Source organism: Gordonia sp. UBA7599, from assembly GCA_002477755.1.
In the GTDB taxonomy this organism is placed as follows: domain Bacteria; phylum Actinomycetota; class Actinomycetes; order Mycobacteriales; family Mycobacteriaceae; genus Gordonia.
On record DLKD01000036.1, the window covers coordinates 24,540 to 42,368 of the forward strand.

Annotated in this window: 21 protein-coding genes; 8 read left to right on the forward strand and 13 right to left on the reverse strand. The window is 67.2% G+C overall.

Going from position 1 to position 17,829, the window contains the following annotated elements:
• Nucleotides 1-59 precede the first annotated feature (59 nt).
• The gene (locus B4L26_RS04610; RefSeq protein WP_290716384.1) at nt 60-1,265 is read right to left on the reverse strand and encodes an NADH:flavin oxidoreductase; all 1,206 of its coding nucleotides are present in this window, start codon (nt 1,263-1,265) and stop codon (nt 60-62) included.
• 24 nt (nt 1,266-1,289) lie between these two features.
• Nucleotides 1,290-1,853 (reverse strand): TetR/AcrR family transcriptional regulator, encoded by a 564-nt coding sequence (locus B4L26_RS04615; protein ID WP_290716387.1) that lies wholly within the window; start codon nt 1,851-1,853, stop codon nt 1,290-1,292.
• Between the two features lie 111 nt (nt 1,854-1,964).
• Here B4L26_RS04615 and lpdA point away from each other — a divergent pair, with 111 nt between their 5' ends.
• Nucleotides 1,965-3,350 (forward strand): dihydrolipoyl dehydrogenase, encoded by a 1,386-nt coding sequence (lpdA, locus tag B4L26_RS04620; RefSeq protein ID WP_290716390.1) that lies wholly within the window; start codon nt 1,965-1,967, stop codon nt 3,348-3,350.
• Between the two features lie 63 nt (nt 3,351-3,413).
• Here the strand turns inward: lpdA and B4L26_RS04625 are convergent, their stop codons facing one another.
• Complete coding sequence (locus tag B4L26_RS04625) at nt 3,414-3,785, reverse strand: DUF4873 domain-containing protein (RefSeq protein WP_290716393.1); 372 nt, start codon at nt 3,783-3,785, stop codon at nt 3,414-3,416.
• Nucleotides 3,786-3,918: 133 nt separating this feature from the next.
• On the opposite strand from B4L26_RS04625, the gene B4L26_RS04630 reads away from it, so the two are divergent.
• The 4 genes from B4L26_RS04630 to B4L26_RS04645 all read left to right on the forward strand — a co-directional run bounded on the left by B4L26_RS04630 (nt 3,919) and on the right by B4L26_RS04645 (nt 8,493).
• A complete protein-coding gene (locus tag B4L26_RS04630) occupies nt 3,919-4,920 on the forward strand; it encodes a diiron oxygenase (RefSeq protein ID WP_290716397.1) in 1,002 nt (333 codons plus the stop codon).
• Nucleotides 4,921-4,986: 66 nt separating this feature from the next.
• Nucleotides 4,987-5,997 carry an AurF N-oxygenase family protein gene (locus B4L26_RS04635; protein WP_290716399.1) on the forward strand — a complete coding sequence of 337 codons (1,011 nt, stop codon included), beginning with the start codon at nt 4,987-4,989 and terminating at the stop codon, nt 5,995-5,997.
• Nucleotides 5,994-7,058, forward strand: a complete 1,065-nt coding sequence (locus tag B4L26_RS04640; RefSeq protein ID WP_290716401.1) for a ferredoxin--NADP reductase — start codon at nt 5,994-5,996, stop codon at nt 7,056-7,058. Before B4L26_RS04635 ends, B4L26_RS04640 begins: the two co-directional genes overlap by 4 nt.
• 37 nt (nt 7,059-7,095) lie before the next feature.
• The gene (locus tag B4L26_RS04645; RefSeq protein WP_290716403.1) at nt 7,096-8,493 is read left to right on the forward strand and encodes an ABC1 kinase family protein; all 1,398 of its coding nucleotides are present in this window, start codon (nt 7,096-7,098) and stop codon (nt 8,491-8,493) included.
• Here B4L26_RS04645 and B4L26_RS04650 read toward each other — a convergent pair.
• The 9 genes from B4L26_RS04650 to B4L26_RS04690 all read right to left on the reverse strand — a co-directional run bounded on the left by B4L26_RS04650 (nt 8,487) and on the right by B4L26_RS04690 (nt 14,436).
• Entirely contained in the window at nt 8,487-9,209 is a 723-nt protein-coding gene (locus tag B4L26_RS04650) for a TetR/AcrR family transcriptional regulator (protein WP_290716405.1), read from the reverse strand. The two genes, B4L26_RS04645 and B4L26_RS04650, sit on opposite strands and share 7 nt — an antisense overlap.
• A gap of 70 nt (nt 9,210-9,279) precedes the next feature.
• Nucleotides 9,280-9,921, reverse strand: coding sequence for a transcriptional regulator (locus B4L26_RS04655; RefSeq protein ID WP_290716407.1), 642 nt, complete (start codon nt 9,919-9,921; stop codon nt 9,280-9,282).
• Nucleotides 9,922-10,013: 92 nt separating this feature from the next.
• Entirely contained in the window at nt 10,014-10,802 is a 789-nt protein-coding gene (locus B4L26_RS04660) for an ABC transporter permease (RefSeq protein WP_290716409.1), read from the reverse strand.
• Nucleotides 10,799-11,551, reverse strand: a complete 753-nt coding sequence (locus tag B4L26_RS04665; protein ID WP_290716411.1) for an ABC transporter ATP-binding protein — start codon at nt 11,549-11,551, stop codon at nt 10,799-10,801. The genes B4L26_RS04660 and B4L26_RS04665 overlap by 4 nt, the downstream gene beginning before the upstream one ends.
• An 8-nt stretch (nt 11,552-11,559) precedes the next feature.
• Nucleotides 11,560-12,024 carry a hypothetical protein gene (locus B4L26_RS04670; RefSeq protein ID WP_290716414.1) on the reverse strand — a complete coding sequence of 155 codons (465 nt, stop codon included), beginning with the start codon at nt 12,022-12,024 and terminating at the stop codon, nt 11,560-11,562.
• Between the two features lie 20 nt (nt 12,025-12,044).
• Entirely contained in the window at nt 12,045-12,386 is a 342-nt protein-coding gene (locus tag B4L26_RS04675; RefSeq protein WP_290716417.1) for a cupin domain-containing protein, read from the reverse strand.
• Between the two features lie 4 nt (nt 12,387-12,390).
• On the reverse strand, nt 12,391-13,197 hold the full coding sequence (locus tag B4L26_RS04680) for a class I SAM-dependent methyltransferase (RefSeq protein ID WP_290716420.1): 807 nt from the start codon (nt 13,195-13,197) through the stop codon (nt 12,391-12,393).
• Nucleotides 13,198-13,251: 54 nt separating this feature from the next.
• Nucleotides 13,252-13,893: a class I SAM-dependent methyltransferase gene (locus B4L26_RS04685; protein ID WP_290716422.1), complete on the reverse strand. Its 642-nt coding sequence runs from the start codon at nt 13,891-13,893 to the stop codon at nt 13,252-13,254.
• A gap of 12 nt (nt 13,894-13,905) precedes the next feature.
• On the reverse strand, nt 13,906-14,436 hold the full coding sequence (locus B4L26_RS04690; RefSeq protein WP_290716424.1) for a carboxymuconolactone decarboxylase family protein: 531 nt from the start codon (nt 14,434-14,436) through the stop codon (nt 13,906-13,908).
• Between the two features lie 65 nt (nt 14,437-14,501).
• Between B4L26_RS04690 and B4L26_RS04695 the strand changes: the two genes are divergently transcribed.
• Both B4L26_RS04695 and B4L26_RS04700 read left to right on the forward strand, forming a co-directional pair.
• The gene (locus B4L26_RS04695; RefSeq protein WP_290716426.1) at nt 14,502-14,750 is read left to right on the forward strand and encodes a type II toxin-antitoxin system Phd/YefM family antitoxin; all 249 of its coding nucleotides are present in this window, start codon (nt 14,502-14,504) and stop codon (nt 14,748-14,750) included.
• Complete coding sequence (locus tag B4L26_RS04700; RefSeq protein WP_290716428.1) at nt 14,747-15,127, forward strand: type II toxin-antitoxin system VapC family toxin; 381 nt, start codon at nt 14,747-14,749, stop codon at nt 15,125-15,127. The genes B4L26_RS04695 and B4L26_RS04700 overlap by 4 nt, the downstream gene beginning before the upstream one ends.
• A gap of 68 nt (nt 15,128-15,195) precedes the next feature.
• Here B4L26_RS04700 and B4L26_RS04705 read toward each other — a convergent pair whose 3' ends face one another.
• Nucleotides 15,196-16,659 (reverse strand): lipase family protein, encoded by a 1,464-nt coding sequence (locus B4L26_RS04705; RefSeq protein WP_290716430.1) that lies wholly within the window; start codon nt 16,657-16,659, stop codon nt 15,196-15,198.
• A gap of 227 nt (nt 16,660-16,886) precedes the next feature.
• Here B4L26_RS04705 and B4L26_RS04710 point away from each other — a divergent pair, with 227 nt between their 5' ends.
• Complete coding sequence (locus B4L26_RS04710; RefSeq protein ID WP_290716433.1) at nt 16,887-17,825, forward strand: alpha/beta hydrolase; 939 nt, start codon at nt 16,887-16,889, stop codon at nt 17,823-17,825.
• The last annotated feature ends 4 nt before the right edge of the window (nt 17,826-17,829 follow it).

The following is a 17,829-nucleotide window of genomic DNA, read 5'->3' on the forward strand; positions in this document are numbered from 1 at the left end:
CCTACGTCCGGGAATCGGGCATTAGCGCCCCGGGTGCGTAGTACGAATGTGAGAACAGATCAGCCGATCGCCTCGCCAGTGCGCACCGGGCAGCGGGTGTGGGTGTAGATCGTCGGCATGCACAGATTGCAGTGCGTGCACTGCGAGTGGACCGTCGGGTCGACTGCCAGACGGCGCGGCAGATCCGGCTCGCGCAGCAGTGCGCGGCCCATGGCGACGAAGTCGAATCCTTCGCTCATCGCGGCGTCGATGCTGGCGCGGTCGGTGACCCCGCCCAGCAGGATCACCGGCATCGCCACCGCCGCCCGCAACTGCTTGGCCAGAGGCAAGAGGTAGGCGTCGTGGTACGGGTAGTGCTTGAGGAAGACCGGCCCGGCGACTTTCAACCCCCAGCGCATCGGCCCGGAGAATGCATCGGCGAACTCTTTGCGCGGGACATCGCCGTGGAACAGGTACATCGGATTGAGCAGCGAGCTGCCCGCGGTTGGCTCGATGGCGTCGAGGTGGCCGTCGGCTTCGAAGAGTCGAGCGGTCGCGCACGCCTCGTCGACGTCGAAACCGCGCAGCGGCCCGCGCCGCGGAGTGCCGTCGTACATGTTCAGCTTTGCCCAGACTGCGACCTGGTCGCCGACGGCTGCGCGGACCGCCGCGGCCACCTCGCGGGCGAATCGGGCGCGGTTGACCAGGGGGCCGCCGTAGCCATCGCGCCGGCGGTTGAGCAGCGGCGAGAGGAAACTCGACAGCAGATAGTTGTGGCCGCAGTGTAATTCGAGGGCGTCGAACCCGGCATCGACGGCGAGCCTGGCCGCATCGGCGAACGCCGCGACGAGGCCGGCGATCTCGTCGGCATCGGGGGACTGCGTCACCGACATGCCCATCGGGGCCGGGATGCGCGAGGCCGCCAGCGCGGGGACCCGATTCGACACCGAGTTCGCGACGGGGCCGGCGTGACCGATCTGCGCGGCGGCCAGCGCTCCTTCGTTGTGAATCGCATCGGTCAGGCGGACCAGACCCGGCACGGCCTCGGGGCGCAACCAGATCTGGTGACGGTCGGTGCGCCCGCCGGGGGTCACCGCGCAATAGGCGACGGTGCTGATAGCGACGCCGCCGGCGGCGACCTCCCGATGGAAGGCGATCAGATCGTCGGTGACCAGCGCGTCGGGCGTCATCCCTTCGAAGGTGGCGCACTTGATGAGCCGGTTGCGCGTGCGCAACGGCCCCAAGCGGGCCGGGGCGAACGGATCGGGGGCTGTGGATGTGGTCATCGGAGGGCCTTCTTCGGGGGCTGGTTACGGGGCCGGAGTTGGGGGTGCGGTGAGCCCGGCGATCACAAAGTCGCGCAGCGCCGCAATCGCGTCGGGGGACAGCGGGGTCGCGCCGGTCCGCCCGAAAGAGGTCAGGATCAGATCGAAAGCCAGCGCCCAGCGCGCCCGGGCGGACTTCTCGTCGACGTTGGGCAGCGTCGCGCTCCACCTCCGCAGCGAGGTCCAACCCTTGGGACGGCGGGCGTGCGGCGCGTCGGCGATGAGTCGTGCGAGCAGGTGCAGGTGGGTGCGGCCGAGCGCGTCGGACTGGATTTCGATGAAGGGCGTGAGTATCGCGTCGACGACGTCGGGGACCGGTGACGCAGCGGTGAGGCCGTCGAGCGCGTCGCGCCAGCGGGGCACGAGCCGCTCGTCGAGGAGCGCGACGACGAGGTCCTCCTTGGTGCCGAAGTGGTAATGGACGGCGGCGACGTTGGCGTGCGCCGCCGCGCAGATCGCCCGCACCGAGACCGCGTCGAAAGGGGACTGCGCGAACAACTCCTCGGCACACGACAGGAGGCGTTCTCGGGTGGCGGTTTCGACGGTCACCCATCCAGTACACCTCATTTCAATCACCGATTCAATTGCTGATTGATACGGCGATCGGCTGGTCGCCGAGACCCCCTGCGACGGACATGTCCGAGCGCTAGGCTGAGAGCCGTGTCAGAACACTTTGAAACCGTTGTCCTGGGTGCTGGGCCCGGTGGGTATGTGGCCGCAATCCGGTCCGCCCAACTCGGCCGCTCCACCGCCGTCATCGAAGAGAAGTGGTGGGGAGGTGTCTGTCTGAACGTCGGGTGCATCCCGTCCAAGGCGCTGCTGCGCAACGCGGAACTGGCGCACATCTTCAAGCACGAGGCCGCGACGTTCGGGATGAGCGGTGACGTCAGCTTCGACTTCGGATCGGCTTTCGACCGCAGTCGCACGGTGTCCGACGGCATCGTCAAGGGCGTCCACTTCCTGATGAAGAAGAACAAGATCACCGAGATCGACGGTTACGGGGTGTTCCGTGACGCAAAGACCATCGTCGTCGGCGACCGGGAGATCACCTTCGACGACGTCATCATCGATACCGGCTCCACGGTGAAGCTGCTGCCCGGCGTCGAGCTGTCCGACAACGTCGTCACCTACGAGACGCAGATCCTGACCCGCGACCTGCCCGACTCGATCGCCATCGTCGGGGCCGGTGCGATCGGCATGGAGTTCGGTTACGTGCTCGCCAACTACGGTGTCGACGTCACCATCATCGAGTTCCTCGATCGTGTGCTGCCCAACGAGGACGCCGACGTGTCCAAGGAGATCGCCAAGCAGTACAAGAAGCTCGGCGTGAAGCTGTTGACGTCGACCAAGGTGCAGACCGTCACCGACAACGGCAGCTCGGTCACTGTCACCTACGCCGATGCCAAAGACCAGCCGGGCGAACTCACCGTCGACCGAGTATTGATGTCCGTCGGGTTCGCTCCCCGCGTGACCGGCTTCGGCCTGGAGAACACCGGTGTCGCACTCACCGAGCGCGGCGCGATCGCGATCGACGACTACATGCGCACCAACGTGCCGGGGATCTACGCGATCGGCGACGTCACCGCGAAGCTGCAGCTGGCCCACGTGGCCGAGGCGCAGGGCATCGTCGCCGCTGAGACCATCTCCGGGGCGGAGACCATGACGCTCGGTGACTACCGGATGATGCCGCGCGCCACGTTCTGCCAGCCGCAGGTCGCGTCCTTCGGGTTGACCGAGGCGCAGGCCAAGGACGAGGGCTATGCCGTCAAGGTCACGACGTTCCCGTTCAGTGCCAACGGCAAAGCGCAGGGGCTGGCCGAGACGGCCGGCTTCGTCAAGCTGATCACCGATACCACCCACGACGAGCTGCTCGGCGCGCACCTCGTCGGCGACAACGTCTCGGAGTTCCTGCCCGAGCTCACGCTCGCCCAGAAGTGGGATCTCACCGCCAAGGAATTGGCACGCAACGTGCACACGCATCCGACGATGTCGGAGGCGCTGCAAGAGGTATTCCACGGTGCCATCGGGCACATGATCAACCTGTAGGCCCAGCGGCCGTAAACGCGGATTGGACGGGGGCTCCCGGCGCATGCGCCGGGAGCCACCCCTCTACCCGTCCGTGTCCGACTCGATCTCGGACAGCTCAGTGGCGACGTGGAACGGCGGGGTGCTCTTACCGATGATTCGGTAGCGGTCCCAGAAGTCGACGTCGCCGACAAAAGCATCGCGGCTGCTGTGCGGTGTGCGGATCACGCACGGCAGCCGTTGTAGGTCGCCGACGATGTCGGCGAGTTGGTCGTTGGGCGAGATCCGGCCCGTCCAACGGAAGATCCCGTCGATCGGTTCGCGGTACCCGAGCATCTCGACGTCCACGTCGATCTCGGTGCCGCGCAGGATGATCGTCGCGGGCCCGCGGTAGTCGGACTCCTCGTGCGGATCGTCGTTGAACGCCGGTCGCGCGGAGGGTGCCTCCGTGGCCATCACCGCACCTCCTTCGCCCATCAGATCCTGCGTTTGCCTGATTCGGCCCGCCTATGAAAACCAGAGTATACGGTACTCGTAGTACGCGTAACTAATTCTGGTCAATTGACCAGAACGCCTGGAGGGGGTTGCGTTGGACGAGAGGGATGAGCGCGACGGATTGCCACGCACCGTCGAAGGTGGGCCTGCCAAGCACCGCGGCCGCATCGCCGATCGGCAGACGACCGCACAGCGGTTGCTGCTGGCCGCGGCCGAAGAGTCCTACAGCGGGGATCTCGACGTCGATTGGGACGCCGACGTCGCGCCGAACCTCGCCTGGTTCCCGACCCGACTGTCCTCGATCCACGGCTCGCCGGAGTGGGAGTGCCTAACCCCGGATCAGCGCATCGAACTCGGCCGCCACGAGTTGGTCAACGTGCTGACCTTCGCGATGCGTGCCGAAGCGGCGATCACCCTGCTGATGTTCCGCAACATCGGCGAAAGCGCCAACCTCATGAGCGACGTGACGCGATACACGCTCAAGGCGATCCAGGAGGAGACGCGCAACAGTGCCATGTTCTCGCGGCTGGTCAACAAGACCGGCCTCGCCATCAATCGTCCCCACCGCGAGGCGTGGCTGACTGCCAAGTTCGTGTTGTTCGTGCCGGCCGGAATTTTGACCAGCGGGCTGATCCTGCTGCTGCAAGAGGCCATCCACAGCTATGCGACGGCGATGGCGGTCGATCCGACGGTGCAGCCGCATGTGCGACAGGCGATGCGGATCCACGAGATGTCCGATCACCGACACCTCGAATACTCGCTCAACGAGTTCCGGCTTGCCGTGGGCCGTGCCGGGCGATTGCGCCGCCGTGTCACCGGCGCTGTGCTCGCGCGGGCGACGGCGGGGCTGTACCCGTTGATCCTCAACGGCGCCATCTACCCGTCGATCGGGATCGACTCCCGCAGCGGTCTGCGGATCGCACACGACGAGCCGCAGTACAGCCTGCGTGCACGGGCGCTGACCGACTCTTTTGTCAGCCACGCCCGCGAGGCAGGGCTGTTCCGCACGCGGCACGAGAGGGCCATCCTCCGACGCGGCAAGGTATGGCCTGCGGAGGTGCCCGACACTGTTCCCGCGGGTGGTCGGGATGGTTGACACCGACGATCACGCGACCCAAACTGGAACTACGAGTACCGGTTACTTCCGGGCGGAGGGATCACGATGACCATCGAGCAATCCGATACGCGACCGGGTGGCAACGAACTCGGTGCCTCCACTGTTCAAGTGCGCCGAGTCGGCGACCGGCAGACGACCGCCCAACGACTCTTGCGCTCGACTGCTGATCGCGCTTACCACCCCGAACTCGACATCGACTGGGACCGGCCGTTGGCCCCCGACAAGGGCTGGGTCATGGAGCACCGCCAGTCGCTGTACGGCACGAAGGTCTGGGATGAGCTCACCCCCGAGCAGCGCACCGAGCTCGGCAAGCACGAGGCGGTATCGGTCCTCAGTTTCGGCCTGTTGGCCGAGGTCGGGCTATCGATGAATCTGATGAGGTCGATACTCGAGAACCACGTGATGGTCGACGACCACTGCCGGTACGCCCTCGCCGAGGTCGGTGAGGAGACCCGGCACTCCACGATGTTCAGCCGCCTGGTCAACAAGTCCGGTGTCGCGCCGTACACCTACCCGCGCCCCTTCCTGAAGGCCCTTCGGCTCGTCGGATTCCTCCCCATCGGGCCGTCCAGCTATGCGGGCACACTCCTCATCGAGGAGGTCCTCGACCGGCTGCAGCGCGAAGGCGCTGCCGATGAGACCGTCCAGCCCCACTTCCGGCAGCTGATGAAGATCCACGTCCTCGAAGAGGCCCGCCACATCACCTATGCGCGCGAGGAGATGGTGCGGTCGATGGCCAAGCACGGCAAGGCATACAACGCCGTGCACCGGGGCATCTTCTCCGTCATGGTGCTGAGCGTCATGCCGACGCTGATCAATCCGAAGGTGTACAAGTCCGTCGGGATCAGCCGCCTGCGCGGGCTCATCGCCAGCCAGGCCAGCCCGGAGTATCGCGACCGCGCGGTGTTCATGACCGAGCCGCTCCTGCGGTTCTGCTATGAGGCCGGTTTCATCCGCGGTGCGGTGTCCAGCCGGATCATGCGAGCGTCGCGCGCGTTGCCCGACGACATCATCGCCGAGCTGAAAGGCCAGAAGCCCTCGACGGTGCAGGAGTGACCGGACTCGCCTCCGTCGCCGCCAACACGCACGTCCAGACACTGGAGGTGCTCGAGGTGATCGCTGAGACCGCCGACGCGGTGTCAGTGGTGCTGGCCGTGCCGGACTCCCTGGTCCACAAATTCCGCTATCTACCCGGCCAGTTCCTGACGGTGCGCGTACCCGGACCAGACGGGGAGATGTCGTCGGTCGCCCGCTGCTATTCGTTGTCGAGCTCCCCGCACCTCGACGACCAATTGGTCATCACCGTCAAGCGCGTGCCCGGCGGCTACGCGTCGAACTGGATTTGCGATCACCTGCGCGCCGGTGACCACCTGACGGTGCTCTCCCCGTCGGGGAAGTTCGTCCCCCGATCGCTGCACCAGGATCTACTGCTGATCGGGGCGGGCAGCGGTGCGACTCCACTGATGTCGATCGTGAAATCGACGCTGATCGGGGGGAGTGGCGCCATCTACTTCCTCTACGCCAACCGCAGCTCCGACGACGTGATCTTCGCCGCCGAGCTCGACGAGATCAATACCGAGTTTCCCGACCGTCTCACCGTCCACCACCACCTCGACGACCGCGACGGGGTGATGACACCCGAGCAGTTGGCCCCGCGGCTACGGTCCTACGGACGGTGCGACGTCTACCTCTGCGGCCCCGACGGGTTCATGACAATGGTGCGCGGGGCGCTCGCTGAGGCCGGCGTCCCGTCGGCACACATCCACACCGAGATCTTCCAGTCGTTGGCCGGCGATCCGTTCGCCGACATCGTGATCCCGCCCATCACCGAGAGCCCCGATGACGCCACGGTGCGCGTCGCGCTGGGCGGAACCACCCACACGCTGTCCTGGCCGCGGGAGACCCCGCTGCTTGATGTCCTGCTGTCGAAAGGGCTCGACGCGCCCTACTCGTGCCGCGAAGGAGCCTGCAGCGCATGCGCGTGCACGGTCCGATCCGGCGATGTGAGGATGCGGCGCAACGACACCCTCGTCGACGCCGATCTGGCCGCCGGATTGACGTTGGCATGCCAGGCCGTCCCCGTCTCCGACGACGTCGAGATCGAGTTCGACCAGTAACCGGCTGGCCTCCTCGGCCGCGGGATACGGTGGGCGCGTGGCTTCCAAGCTCCCCCCGACGTCGCGGTTCGCGCGCGGTAGGAAGATGACGGCCGTCGCGGCGAACCATGTCGTGCGCGACGCGGGCCGTCGGGTGTCGTCGGTGGGCAAGTCGCCGCAGGAGAAGGAGCAGGCACGCGACAAGACGGTGATCCTGCTGGCCAATCAGCTGACCAACGTGCTCGGCGGCATGAAGGGCGCCGCGATGAAAGTCGGTCAGATGCTGTCGGTTCTCGACATGCCGTACCTGCCTGACGAGGTGGCACCGCAGTTCCAGGAACGGTTGGCCGTCCTGCGCGATCAGGCCCCCGAGGTCGACGCGGCGACGATGAGCGCCGCCGTCGCCCACGAACTCGGTCGGCCGCTCGACCAGGTGTTTTCCCGGTTCGGGACCGGCGCCGTCGCGTCGGCGTCAATCGGCCAGGTCTACCGCGCCACGCTGCACGACGGGCGCGAGGTCGCGGTGAAGATCAAGTACCCGGGGATCGACGACGCGGTGCGCGCCGACATCAAGAATCTGGTGGCGTTCCTCAAGTTCTGGCGTCGCAAACTGCCCGCGTTGGGAAGCAAGGAGCTGATCGCCGAGCTCCGCTCGACCCTGGCCAGCGAGTTGGACTATGTCGCCGAGGCGCGCAACCAGGCGAGTCTGGCAAGCGCGTACGAGGGGCACCCGTTCATCGTCGTGCCGCGTGTCGTCGAAGGCTTGTCGACCGACCAGATGTTGGTGACGGAGTGGTTCGACGGTGAGCCGTTGGCGTCGGCGACGACGCATGCGGCGCACCAGCGTGACCGGATCGGCGAAATCGTCTACCGCTTCTACATCGGCTCCATTTATCGGCTCGGCGAGTTCTCCGGCGACCCCCACCCGGGCAACGTGCTACTCGGGTCCGACGGCCGGCTCGGTTTCGTCGACTTCGGCTCCTACAAGCAGATCGACGCCGACGCGCGCGAGTTCGAACTCGCCGTGTGGCGCGCCGGCGCGGCGCAGAACGGCGACGAGGTGCTGCGGCTGGCGTTGACGCAGGGCGTGTTCGACGGCGATTCGGCGATCTCGGCCGACAAATCCCTGCAGTACACGCTGCAGGCCTTCGGTTGGCAGATGGTCGACGACGAGGTGACGATGACTCGCGACCGCGCGAGGGGCGTCATGTCAGTTCTCGACCCCCGGGGTGAGTCGTTCACCGACATGCGCGAGCAGTCCCTCCCCGCCGAGATCCTCGTGTCGCGCCGAGTCGACATGCTCACTGCCGGGATGCTGGGACAGCTCGAGGCGACGGCCAACTGGTTCCGCATCGCCGCAGAGTGGGTGTACGACGCGGAGCCGGTCACCGCGCTGGGGCGCGCCGAACAGCAGTGGCGCGAGCAGCGCCGCGGCTCGGGCGATTCGACTCAGTAGTCCTCGTCGTCCTCGTCGTCGATGACCGCCAGGTGTAGCGGCTGGCTCACGTCGATCTCGACGCCCTCGTCGAGATTCGCCGTGATGATGCCGATGATCGACCGAGTGACCTGGTTGATGAACAGGTCGCGGTCCATGGCGCCGTCACCGGATGCCTCGCTGCGGATCCACCAGTCGGCGGCCGAGGCGGTCATCCCGAACACGGAGTACACGACCAGCTCGAATTGGCGGTGGTCGCTGATGAAGTCGGAGAGAAGCTCCTCGGCCACCTCGGAAGCACGGTCGACGGCGCCGCGCGCAAGGATCAGCGGATGCTCCGTGTCGCCGGTGGCCGACAGGTACTGGCCGGTCGCCAGGAACTGAACGACGTTGGGGTGCTCCTCGATGGTGTCGGCGAGCTCACTGACCAGTCGCCGCACGATCTGCTCGCCGGAATCCTCGTAGATGTTCAGCGTCCCCGACAGGCGGTCCCACAGCATCTCCACCCAGTGCTCGAGGATGGCCCGGTAGAGGTCGTTCTTGGTGTCGAAGAACCGGTAGAGCTTGGGTTTGCGGACGCCCATCTCGGCGCAGATGTCGTCGAGTGTGGCCTGTGGTCCGATGGTGTCGATCGTCCGGATGGATGCTTCGACGAACTCCGCGCGGACCTTGATGCGGTGATCGGCCCACCGGGTGGTGCGGGCGTCTTCACGCTTGGCAGCTACCGGACTGGGCACGGATCAACGATACGCGATCCATCCACCGGAACGTTGCCGTCCGAGACGCAGCGGTTGGGCGATCGGGAGGTCAGGCGCGCTGCGCCGGAGCGAGTCGGACCAGGATGACGCAGCTGGCGCCGCCGAAATCCGACAACACGCTGGTGGTGAACCCGGCCGGGGCGGGATGGGTGACGGCGAGAACCTGGTCCAGGACGCCCTCGATGATGCTGTACGACACGGTCGGATCGGTGCGTGTCACATCGTGCAGCGTGCAGGAGCAGATGGAGATGTTGAGGACATCGGCGACCATGGATGTCGACTGCACTTCAAAGCCGAGCTTGGTCAACGTCGATTCGATGACCTCGACCGGGTCGGCGGCTTCGGAGTCCTGATAGTCGTCGAGGGTCGGCGCGGCCCATCGTCGGCCGATCTCGACGGCGGCGGCCCGGCGCGACTCCTCGTCGTCGCCGAGGCTTTCCACAAGCAGGCCGATGAGGCGTAGTTCGGGTTTGGGGATCGAGGTCGAGTAGCCCGTGCGCGGTCGGCCCACCGAGGTGCTGGGCAGCGGCACCGCCACGACCAACCCGTCGTTGATGAGTTTGTTGAGATGGAATCGCGCTGTGCTCACGTGCAGGTCGAGGACTTCGGCGACGTGCGACGCATCGACCGGTCCATCGGCCGCCTCGATGGTCACCAGTACGTGGTCGCGCTGGCGGGCACGGCTGCTCATCGCGGATCCTTCCCTCGTGTGTCTGGCTGCTTCTGGCATCTCTGACACGCCAGGATAGTCGGTTTTCCGCGTGTGATCGGTGACCGTGCCTTCTAAGCCCGTCGACGACGCACGCCGGCTGCGGCGATTCCGGCGGCCAGGAAGGCGACCGACAGCAATGCGAAGTAGCCCAGTGCGCCGCTGCGGCCCCACGGCGGGGTGAGCGCCAGCCACTGTCCGGTCCCGTAGATTCCGTTGAGAAACGGCATGTATTGCTGCACGGTCATCCCGTTGGGGATGAGTGCGATGGCGTCCTCCACGACGCCGGCCCACAGCAGCATCAGTGCGATCGCGGTGAGTCCGGAACCGGTGAGCGCGGCGAGGCCGACCCCCAGCGACGCGGCGCAGTAGGCAAAGAAGGGAACGGCCCAGCAGAAGCGCAAACCGGCCGAAGAACCCAGGTCCACCCCGCCGTAGACGACGGGGAACAGGTGCGGCAGCGTCGTCATGAGCACTACGACGAGGCCAAGCGTCACTGCCGCCGCGATGAGGCCGTAGAAGACCGAACGGGCGATGATCACCGTCGACGGTGAACCGAACAGGTAGCGCTCGGTGTCGGCCGTAGTGCCCGATGCCGCCGCAGCCTGGGCATGGGCCGCGCCGATGGCCAGGATCAACACCCCCAGGTTGATCACCCAGTAGACCGAGTTGTTGGATTCGACGGCCGAGACGGTGATCGACGTCGTCTCCATCGTCGCGAACCGTTCCGACACGGCCGCGATGGCGTACGTGATGAGCAGCGGTAGCGCGATCCCGAAGGGTATGGCGATGAACCACCATGGGCTGCGCCGGCCGGCCGCGCGGGTGGCTTCGGCGGCGACCGCCGCGGTCAGCGTGCTCATCGCGAGTACTCCGGGGGTGCGTCGGTGCCTCCGACGGCCCGCAGGTAGGCCTGCTCGAGGTCGGGGTCTGTGCCGAGGAAATCGTGCAATTGTGCGTCGGCGACGAGGCGCCCGCGCGACAGCACCAGGATTCGATCCGCGTTGCGCCTAACCTCGTCGAGCTGGTGGGAGGCGACGAGAACTGCCCGTCCGGCGTCGGCGAGTTCGCGCAGCAACGTCCGCAACCAGATGATTCCGGCGATGTCGAGGCCGTTGAGCGGCTCGTCGAACAGCAGGACCGGTGGATCGCCGATCAGGGCTCCGGCGATCCCGACTCGTTGGCGCATGCCCAGCGAGTAGCCGTCGACGGGTTGATCGGCGACGGCGGTGAGGCCGACGGTGTCCAGCACCTGCTCGACCCGATCGTCACCGATCCCCGCCGAGCGGGCCAACCACCGCAAGTGCCGGCGCGCGGTGTGGCGGCCGGCGAACGCGTCGTGGTCGAGGTGGATGCCCAAGTGGCGTACCCGACTGGACCGTCGTGCCCGGTCCGACCAGGGTGCGCCGTCGATCTCGACGGTTCCCCGATCGGGGGTGGCGATCCCGCTGGCGCAGCGCAACAGGGTCGACTTGCCCGCACCGTTGAGGCCGAGCAGGTAGGTCAACGAACCGGGCGCGACCTCGGTGGAGACGTTATCCAGGACGGTGTACCCGCCGTAGCTCTTGGTCAGTCCCTCGATCCGCAGCCCGGTGCCGTGCGCGCGCGACACCCGGTGTGTCAGGCGTTGCAGTAGATCGGCAGCCCGACGGTCTTCACGCCCTTGCACATCGAGCTCGACGCGAGCTTCCAGTTGCCCTGGTAGACGAAGTCGATGGGCATGTTGACGTCGGGCCGGCCGGCCGACCGGGCGTGCAGGTTGACCGTCGCGACGTTGCCCTTGCGGACGATCGGGCCGGTCACCGTCGACGATCCGCGCGGTGCGCGGAACAGGCCCAGGTTGTACACGGTGCGGGGCACGACGACCGCGCTCTCGCCACCCTCGACGTTGCGGGCCTTGGCGGCGTCGGAGGCTGGCGTCGCGACGAGGAACGTCACGATGTTGTTGAAGTCTGCGACCGTCGGGTTCTGGGTCGTCACCGTGAAGTCGGCTGGCAGCGCCGACGCAGGGCCAGCGACAGTGGCGCCGACCAGTGCGGTGATCGCCGCCAGGACGGCGAGCAGGGTTGCGCGGAAGGTGTTCATCATGGAATGCCTTTCGTGGGTTATTTCGTGTGGGGGGTGAGGACGACCAGCGTGAGTGCGGAGTCCTCGGTGGCGGTCAGCGCATGGGTGACCTCGGCCTCGACGTGAATCGCCGTACCGGGCGTCAGTGTCGTGGTCTGATCGCCGACGGTGAACGCCACGCTCCCGGCCTGGCCGATGACGAGGATCGGCCAACGGGCGGTGTGCTCGGCCATCGTCTGGCCGGCACGGAAGCTGAGGCGCACGACGGTGGCCCCGGTGAGGTGGGCGAGCGCCTTGATGGCAGGCCCGGGGGCGTCCGCATCGTTCAGCGCGGTGTCGGCGAGGCCGTGCAGGACGGTCTCTTCGGGTGCGTCGGCCATCGGATCAGTTGCGCACGGCGACGATTTCGATCGCCGCCAGGTTGTCGCGATACTTGCGAAAGGTCTTGCGCATGCCGAGGACTCGCTGCCTGGCGTCGCGGTTGCGGATGACGTTTCCGGCGAAGCGCAGGGCGCCGCCGATGCCCTCGTCGGCGATGATCCGACGCGGCTGTAGCAGCGCCATCGGCGCGAAGCGAACGGTTTCGACGGTGAACCCGGCGTCGGTGAGGAGGGCCCGCCACTCCTTCTCGGTCAGGGGGCGCGCATTCACCTTGATGGAGCGGGCCAGCGACTTGCGGATCTCGGTCTTCTGCTCGTCGGTCAGGGTGTCCGGGTGCAGGGCCAGCTCGTGGATCGCGTACCGGCCGCCGGGTCGCAGGACGCGGTTGGCCTCGTTGACGATCTGGCCCTTCACCTTGTCTGACTGCATCGTCAGCATGGCTTCGCCGATGGCGACGTCGACGCTGTCCGCGGCGAGGCCGGTGTCTTGGGCTTGCCCGACGGTGATGGTGCCGCGGTCGCCGACGACGCCCTCGGCCATGGTGGCCGCGGCCTCGTCGGACTCGACGCCGCGGTAGCTGCGCGGGTCCAGGGCGAGGATCTCGACGGCGGTGCGGCCGAGGCCCGGGGCGATCTCGAGGACGTCGGCGCCGGTCAGGTCGGCGTCGGTGAGAAGCTGCTCGGTGAGCTCGCGCCCACCCGGGCGCAGGACCCGCTTGCCCAGCTTGGCGAGGAGCCAATGGCCCGGCATGTCTTCTTCGGGACGGTTCGCATATGGCAGATCGGTGGTGGCCACGGTGGGCTCCTTCATCGTTGGAGGATGTGACTACCGTAAATTAGACGAAGCGGATCTGGCTAGCCTGGCCTAACTATGGTCCTTGTGGGCAAGGACGAATTGCCCTTGGTCGACGATGGTCTGTTCGATGCGCGACACCCCGGCCTGGCGCAGCCGCTCGGTGATCTCGTCGTCGCCGAAGAAGTGGTAGCCGGTCATCCGGCCAACGAGCTGGACACCGGGGATTCGTGAGACGGCCGTCTGCACCGAGGTGAAGATCGCGATTTCCCCGCCGGGACGTGTGACGCGCACCAGTTCGTCGATGACCGGGAGTGGATCCGGGATCAGGTAGAGCGCGGCGAAGCATGCCACCGTGTCGAAGGTGTCGTCGGGGAACGGTAGATGGTGGGCGTCGCCGCGGATGAAGGTCGTCCGGTCGTGGGGCTTATGGACGGCTCGGGCGAGCATCGCCGGGGAGAAGTCGAGGCCGATGGCACGGCCATCGCCGGTCAGGTGCTGCGCGAGACGCCGGGTGTAGAGCCCGGGACCGCACGCGACGTCGAGGATCTGGCGCTCGCCGGTGCGAGCGAGATAGGCGGTGAAAGCCTTGTCGTACTCCGCGGTGCCCGGACCGCCTAGGCTGAAGATCCGCGTGAACGTCGGGCGCCACAGGCCCTCGTAGACCGCCGACACCACCGGATTGGCCATGAGGTGTTGCGCGAGGCTCGGCACGCTGAGGCCTCCTTACACGTCGCGCTGGACGCGCAGGACGCCCAGCGTGGTGGCCAACGCGTCGTAGTTGGCGACGAGTTGGACGAACGAGATCTGCTCGGGCTCGTCGAGGTGGCGGGTCAGTCCGGCCCACGTCTCGTCGGTGACGTCGTGCGACCCGACAATCTCGTCGACGGCCAGCAGCAGCGATCGCTCCCGATCGCCCCATCCAGCGTCGGGGCCCTCGATGATCCGGCCGATCGCCGCGTTGTCGAGCCCGGCGCGCTTACCGAGTTTGCGGTGGTGGTCCATCTCGTAGTCGCAGGAGCGCAGATGTGCCACGCGGATGATGATCATCTCGGTGTCTTTGCGCGACAGTTTCCCGAACGGCATCATCCGCGCCGAGTAGTACAACCAACCGCGGAAGAGTCCCTTGGACCGGCCGAGTGTGGAGAAGACGTGTGCGTCGGGGACACCCTGGGCGGTGGAGAGGACGCGGGTGACAGCCCAATTGATCGGGCCGAGTTCACGCAGGCCGCCGGGCTCGATGCGAGGAGTGGTCATGGCGACCAACCGTAGCGAGGTTTCCGCACCGGCGGGACTGATAGCACAAGTGCTACATTTGAAGCATGGAAGCCGTCGGGCTGCGTGAACTGCGGCAGAACGCCTCTGATCTCATCCGTCGCGTGGAGGACGGCGAAGAGATCACCATTACGGTGTCCGGGCGCGCCAGCGCGCGGCTGGTCTCCGCGGCGACGAAGACCTGGCGCCGGTGGGCCGACGTCGAGAAGCTCTTCTCCGGTCCGGGGGATCCGGCGTGGGAGGCCGACCGCGACCTGGTCGCCCACGAACTGCGCGATCCGTGGGATCGGCGATGAGGGGAATCCTTGACACGAGTGCTGTCCTCGCTTCGGGTGTTGAACCGATTCCGGGTGAGCTGGCGTTGAGCGCGATCACCCTGGCCGAACTGCACGTCGGCGTGCTCGTCGCCAAGACGCCCGACATTCGTGCCGAGCGTCTGCGGCGGTTGGTGCAGATCGAGCGGGAGTTCGACGCACTCCCCGTCGACGATGATGTGGCCGACGGCTACGGTCGGCTGGCTTCGGCCGTCGTCCTCGAGGGCCGCAACCCGCGGGCGCGGTCGATGGACCTGCTGATCGCAGCAACGGCGTACGCCCACGGCGCGCGCCTTTACACGCGCAATCCCTCCGACTTCGTCGGCCTGGCTGACTTCATCGACGTCGTCGCGGTCTGAGCGTCCCCGATCCCTACCGTTTCGGCAAACCAGCATCGATCGACGGGGGGTAGACGAAATCGTGGGGACTACGGCTTCCTCGGGCAGCCGCCGGACGTGCGCGGGATAGGTAACGGGGCCACGTGTGGACCGCCCGCTTGCTCGTCGAGCCAGCTCAACGCATCGGGGAACCCCATGAAGGCGCTGCCGAAGTGTTCGGCGGGGTATTCGTGGTAGTCGACGGAGACGCCCAGCCGGCATTGTTCGGCGACGAACTCGCGCGTCCCCGCGGCGGGCACCCACCATTCGAAAGTGCCGTGGTAGACGTACAGCGGCGTGGCCGAAGCGAGTCCGCGCATCGCCGTGACGCGGAACAATTCCTTGGCCAGCGGGGTGTGGAACGGGTCGCCGCTGCGCGAGAACAGCTGCATCGGCCACAGCGTCACCCCCGCCAGCCCGGCCGGCGCGGTGCACGTGTCCTTGATCGGCGACGTCGCGATCCACTGGGCGAGGTTGTTCGCGTCGGCGAGCAGATAGGGCCGCTCACGGATGAGGCCGAGCGTCGCGACGTGGAGCACGCCGGTGGCCCAGGTCGCGTTCATCGAGGCGGGTAGCAAGGAGAAGTCGGCGGGTAGCCCGCCCAGGGCGGTGGCGCGGATGCGCCCCTTGAGCTCGGGTGCATAGTCGTCGAGTTGCTTGACCGCGCCGTGGGCCGCAATCGCCCCGCCGGAGAAGCCCGACATCACCATTGGGGACTTGGAGATCCCCAGCGGTCTGGTCGTCAAGGGCAGGGTTCCAGGAGGCCGGGGCGTCGCTAGCGCGGCGTCGTGGTTGTCGATCGCGCGGATGGAGTCGAGGACGACACGGCCGGCGACGATCGGATCGGCGTAGGCCATTCGCGCGCCCTGGTGGTCGGGGACCACGACGATGAAACCGCGATCCAGGGCCCATTGGGTCGTCGGGGGCAGGCGGTCGGGATCGTTGGTGCCGAGGGTGCGCGGATGCGACATCGCGTACCCCGGCGTGCAACTGGCCCCGAGCGAGTCGATCGCCAGGTTGTTGATGAGGACGGGGGTGGGCCCGCGACCGGCGTGGTGGACCGTCGGATACAGGACGGTGGCGGTGCCGAACGACGGCTCGCCGCGCGAGTCGGTGGTGGCGAACTTCACTTGCACTGCGCGCCGGACCGGCTGGCCCAAGACGGCGCCGACGGTGGGCGTGACGCTGCGCGCGGCGATCACCGTTCCGGGGGGCAGCTTCGAGAGATTCGACGGCCAGTGGTCGAAGAACGGATCGCCCGTCGGAGACGGCAGCAGGGCCGCCCACACGTCGCGCACCTTGGAGTCTTCGTTTGTTCCCGCGGTACGCGGGTCGGGATGCTTGCGGTGCGGCACCGGTGGCGGCGGCGCGAGCCGGTTCATGAAGTCGCGAACTGCGGGCGGAGCGGGCGCGACGTTGAAGGGTTCGGCACTCGCTGTGGACGGTGCGACGAGGATCGCGGACACCGTCGTGGCGACAGCGGCCGCGACGAAGGCACGAACGGCTCCGACCATGTCACCCCCTGGTGTGCAAAGCGCTGGATTGGTCCCCACAGCCTAGGGTGCGCGGGGCCGTGTGGTTGGGTGACCGGGCTCGGTCGGCGGTGGATTGGGCTCGGTCGGTGGTGGATTGGGCTCGGTCGGTGGTGGATTGGGCTCAGTCGGCGGGGATTCAGGCTCGGTCGGCGCTGTATCCTGGTATTCAGGTACCTGATACTGAGAATCTCGGATACATTGGTGCAATGGAGTCTGTAACCGAACGCGAAGACATCACCATTGCCCGTGACGGGCACGTGCTCGCTGCGTGGCACTACCCACCGTCGTCGACCGATCTGACCGATGCAGACGGTCGTGCGCCTGCGGTCATTCTCGCCCACGGTTTGGGATTCACCCGCGACTGCGGACTCGACAGCTACGCGCAGGCCTTCGCGCAAGCGGGGATCCATGCAGTCGTCTTCGACTACTCGGGCTTCGGTGACAGCGAGGGCACCCCGCGCGACGTGGTGAACGTCGACTCCCAGCTGCGCGACTACGAATGCGCGATCACCGCGACGCGCGCCCTCGACGGCGTCGACCCGAAGCGCGTCGCCCTGTGGGGCACGTCCTACGCCGGTGGCATCGTCGTCGCCGCGGCGGCGCGCGACGGTGAGATCGCTGCGGTCGTCTCGCAGTGCCCCAACCTCGACAACCTGGCGACGGCACTGTTCCTGGTTCGCAACACTCCGCCCCTGCATGGAGCCTGGCTGGTCTCCGGCGTGCTGCGCGACGGCGTCCGTGCGCTGCGCAAGCGCGAGCCGTTCTACGTGCGCGCGATGGGGCCAGAGGGATCCGGCTCCGCCTACCCCTCCGACGACATCTGGGCCCGGCTCCAGCACCTGGCCGGTCCGACCTGGAACAACCGGATCGGGTTGCGAGACTTCCTACGGCTGCCGGTCTTCCGTGCCGTCTCCTACCTCGACCGGCTTCCGTGTCGCATTCAGTTCATCGCGTGCGAACTCGACGACCTCACTCCGGTCGCGCCGACGCTGGCCGCCGCTAAGAAGCTGGGGGACAAGGCCGATCTGTACCGGGTGCAGGCCGGGCACTTCGACGTCTACGTCGAACCGTTCCTCGCCCCCGCCGTGGCTGCGCAGACCAAGTTCCTCGTCGGCGAATTGCGTGCGCCCGTCCCGGCGCGGTAGCCGC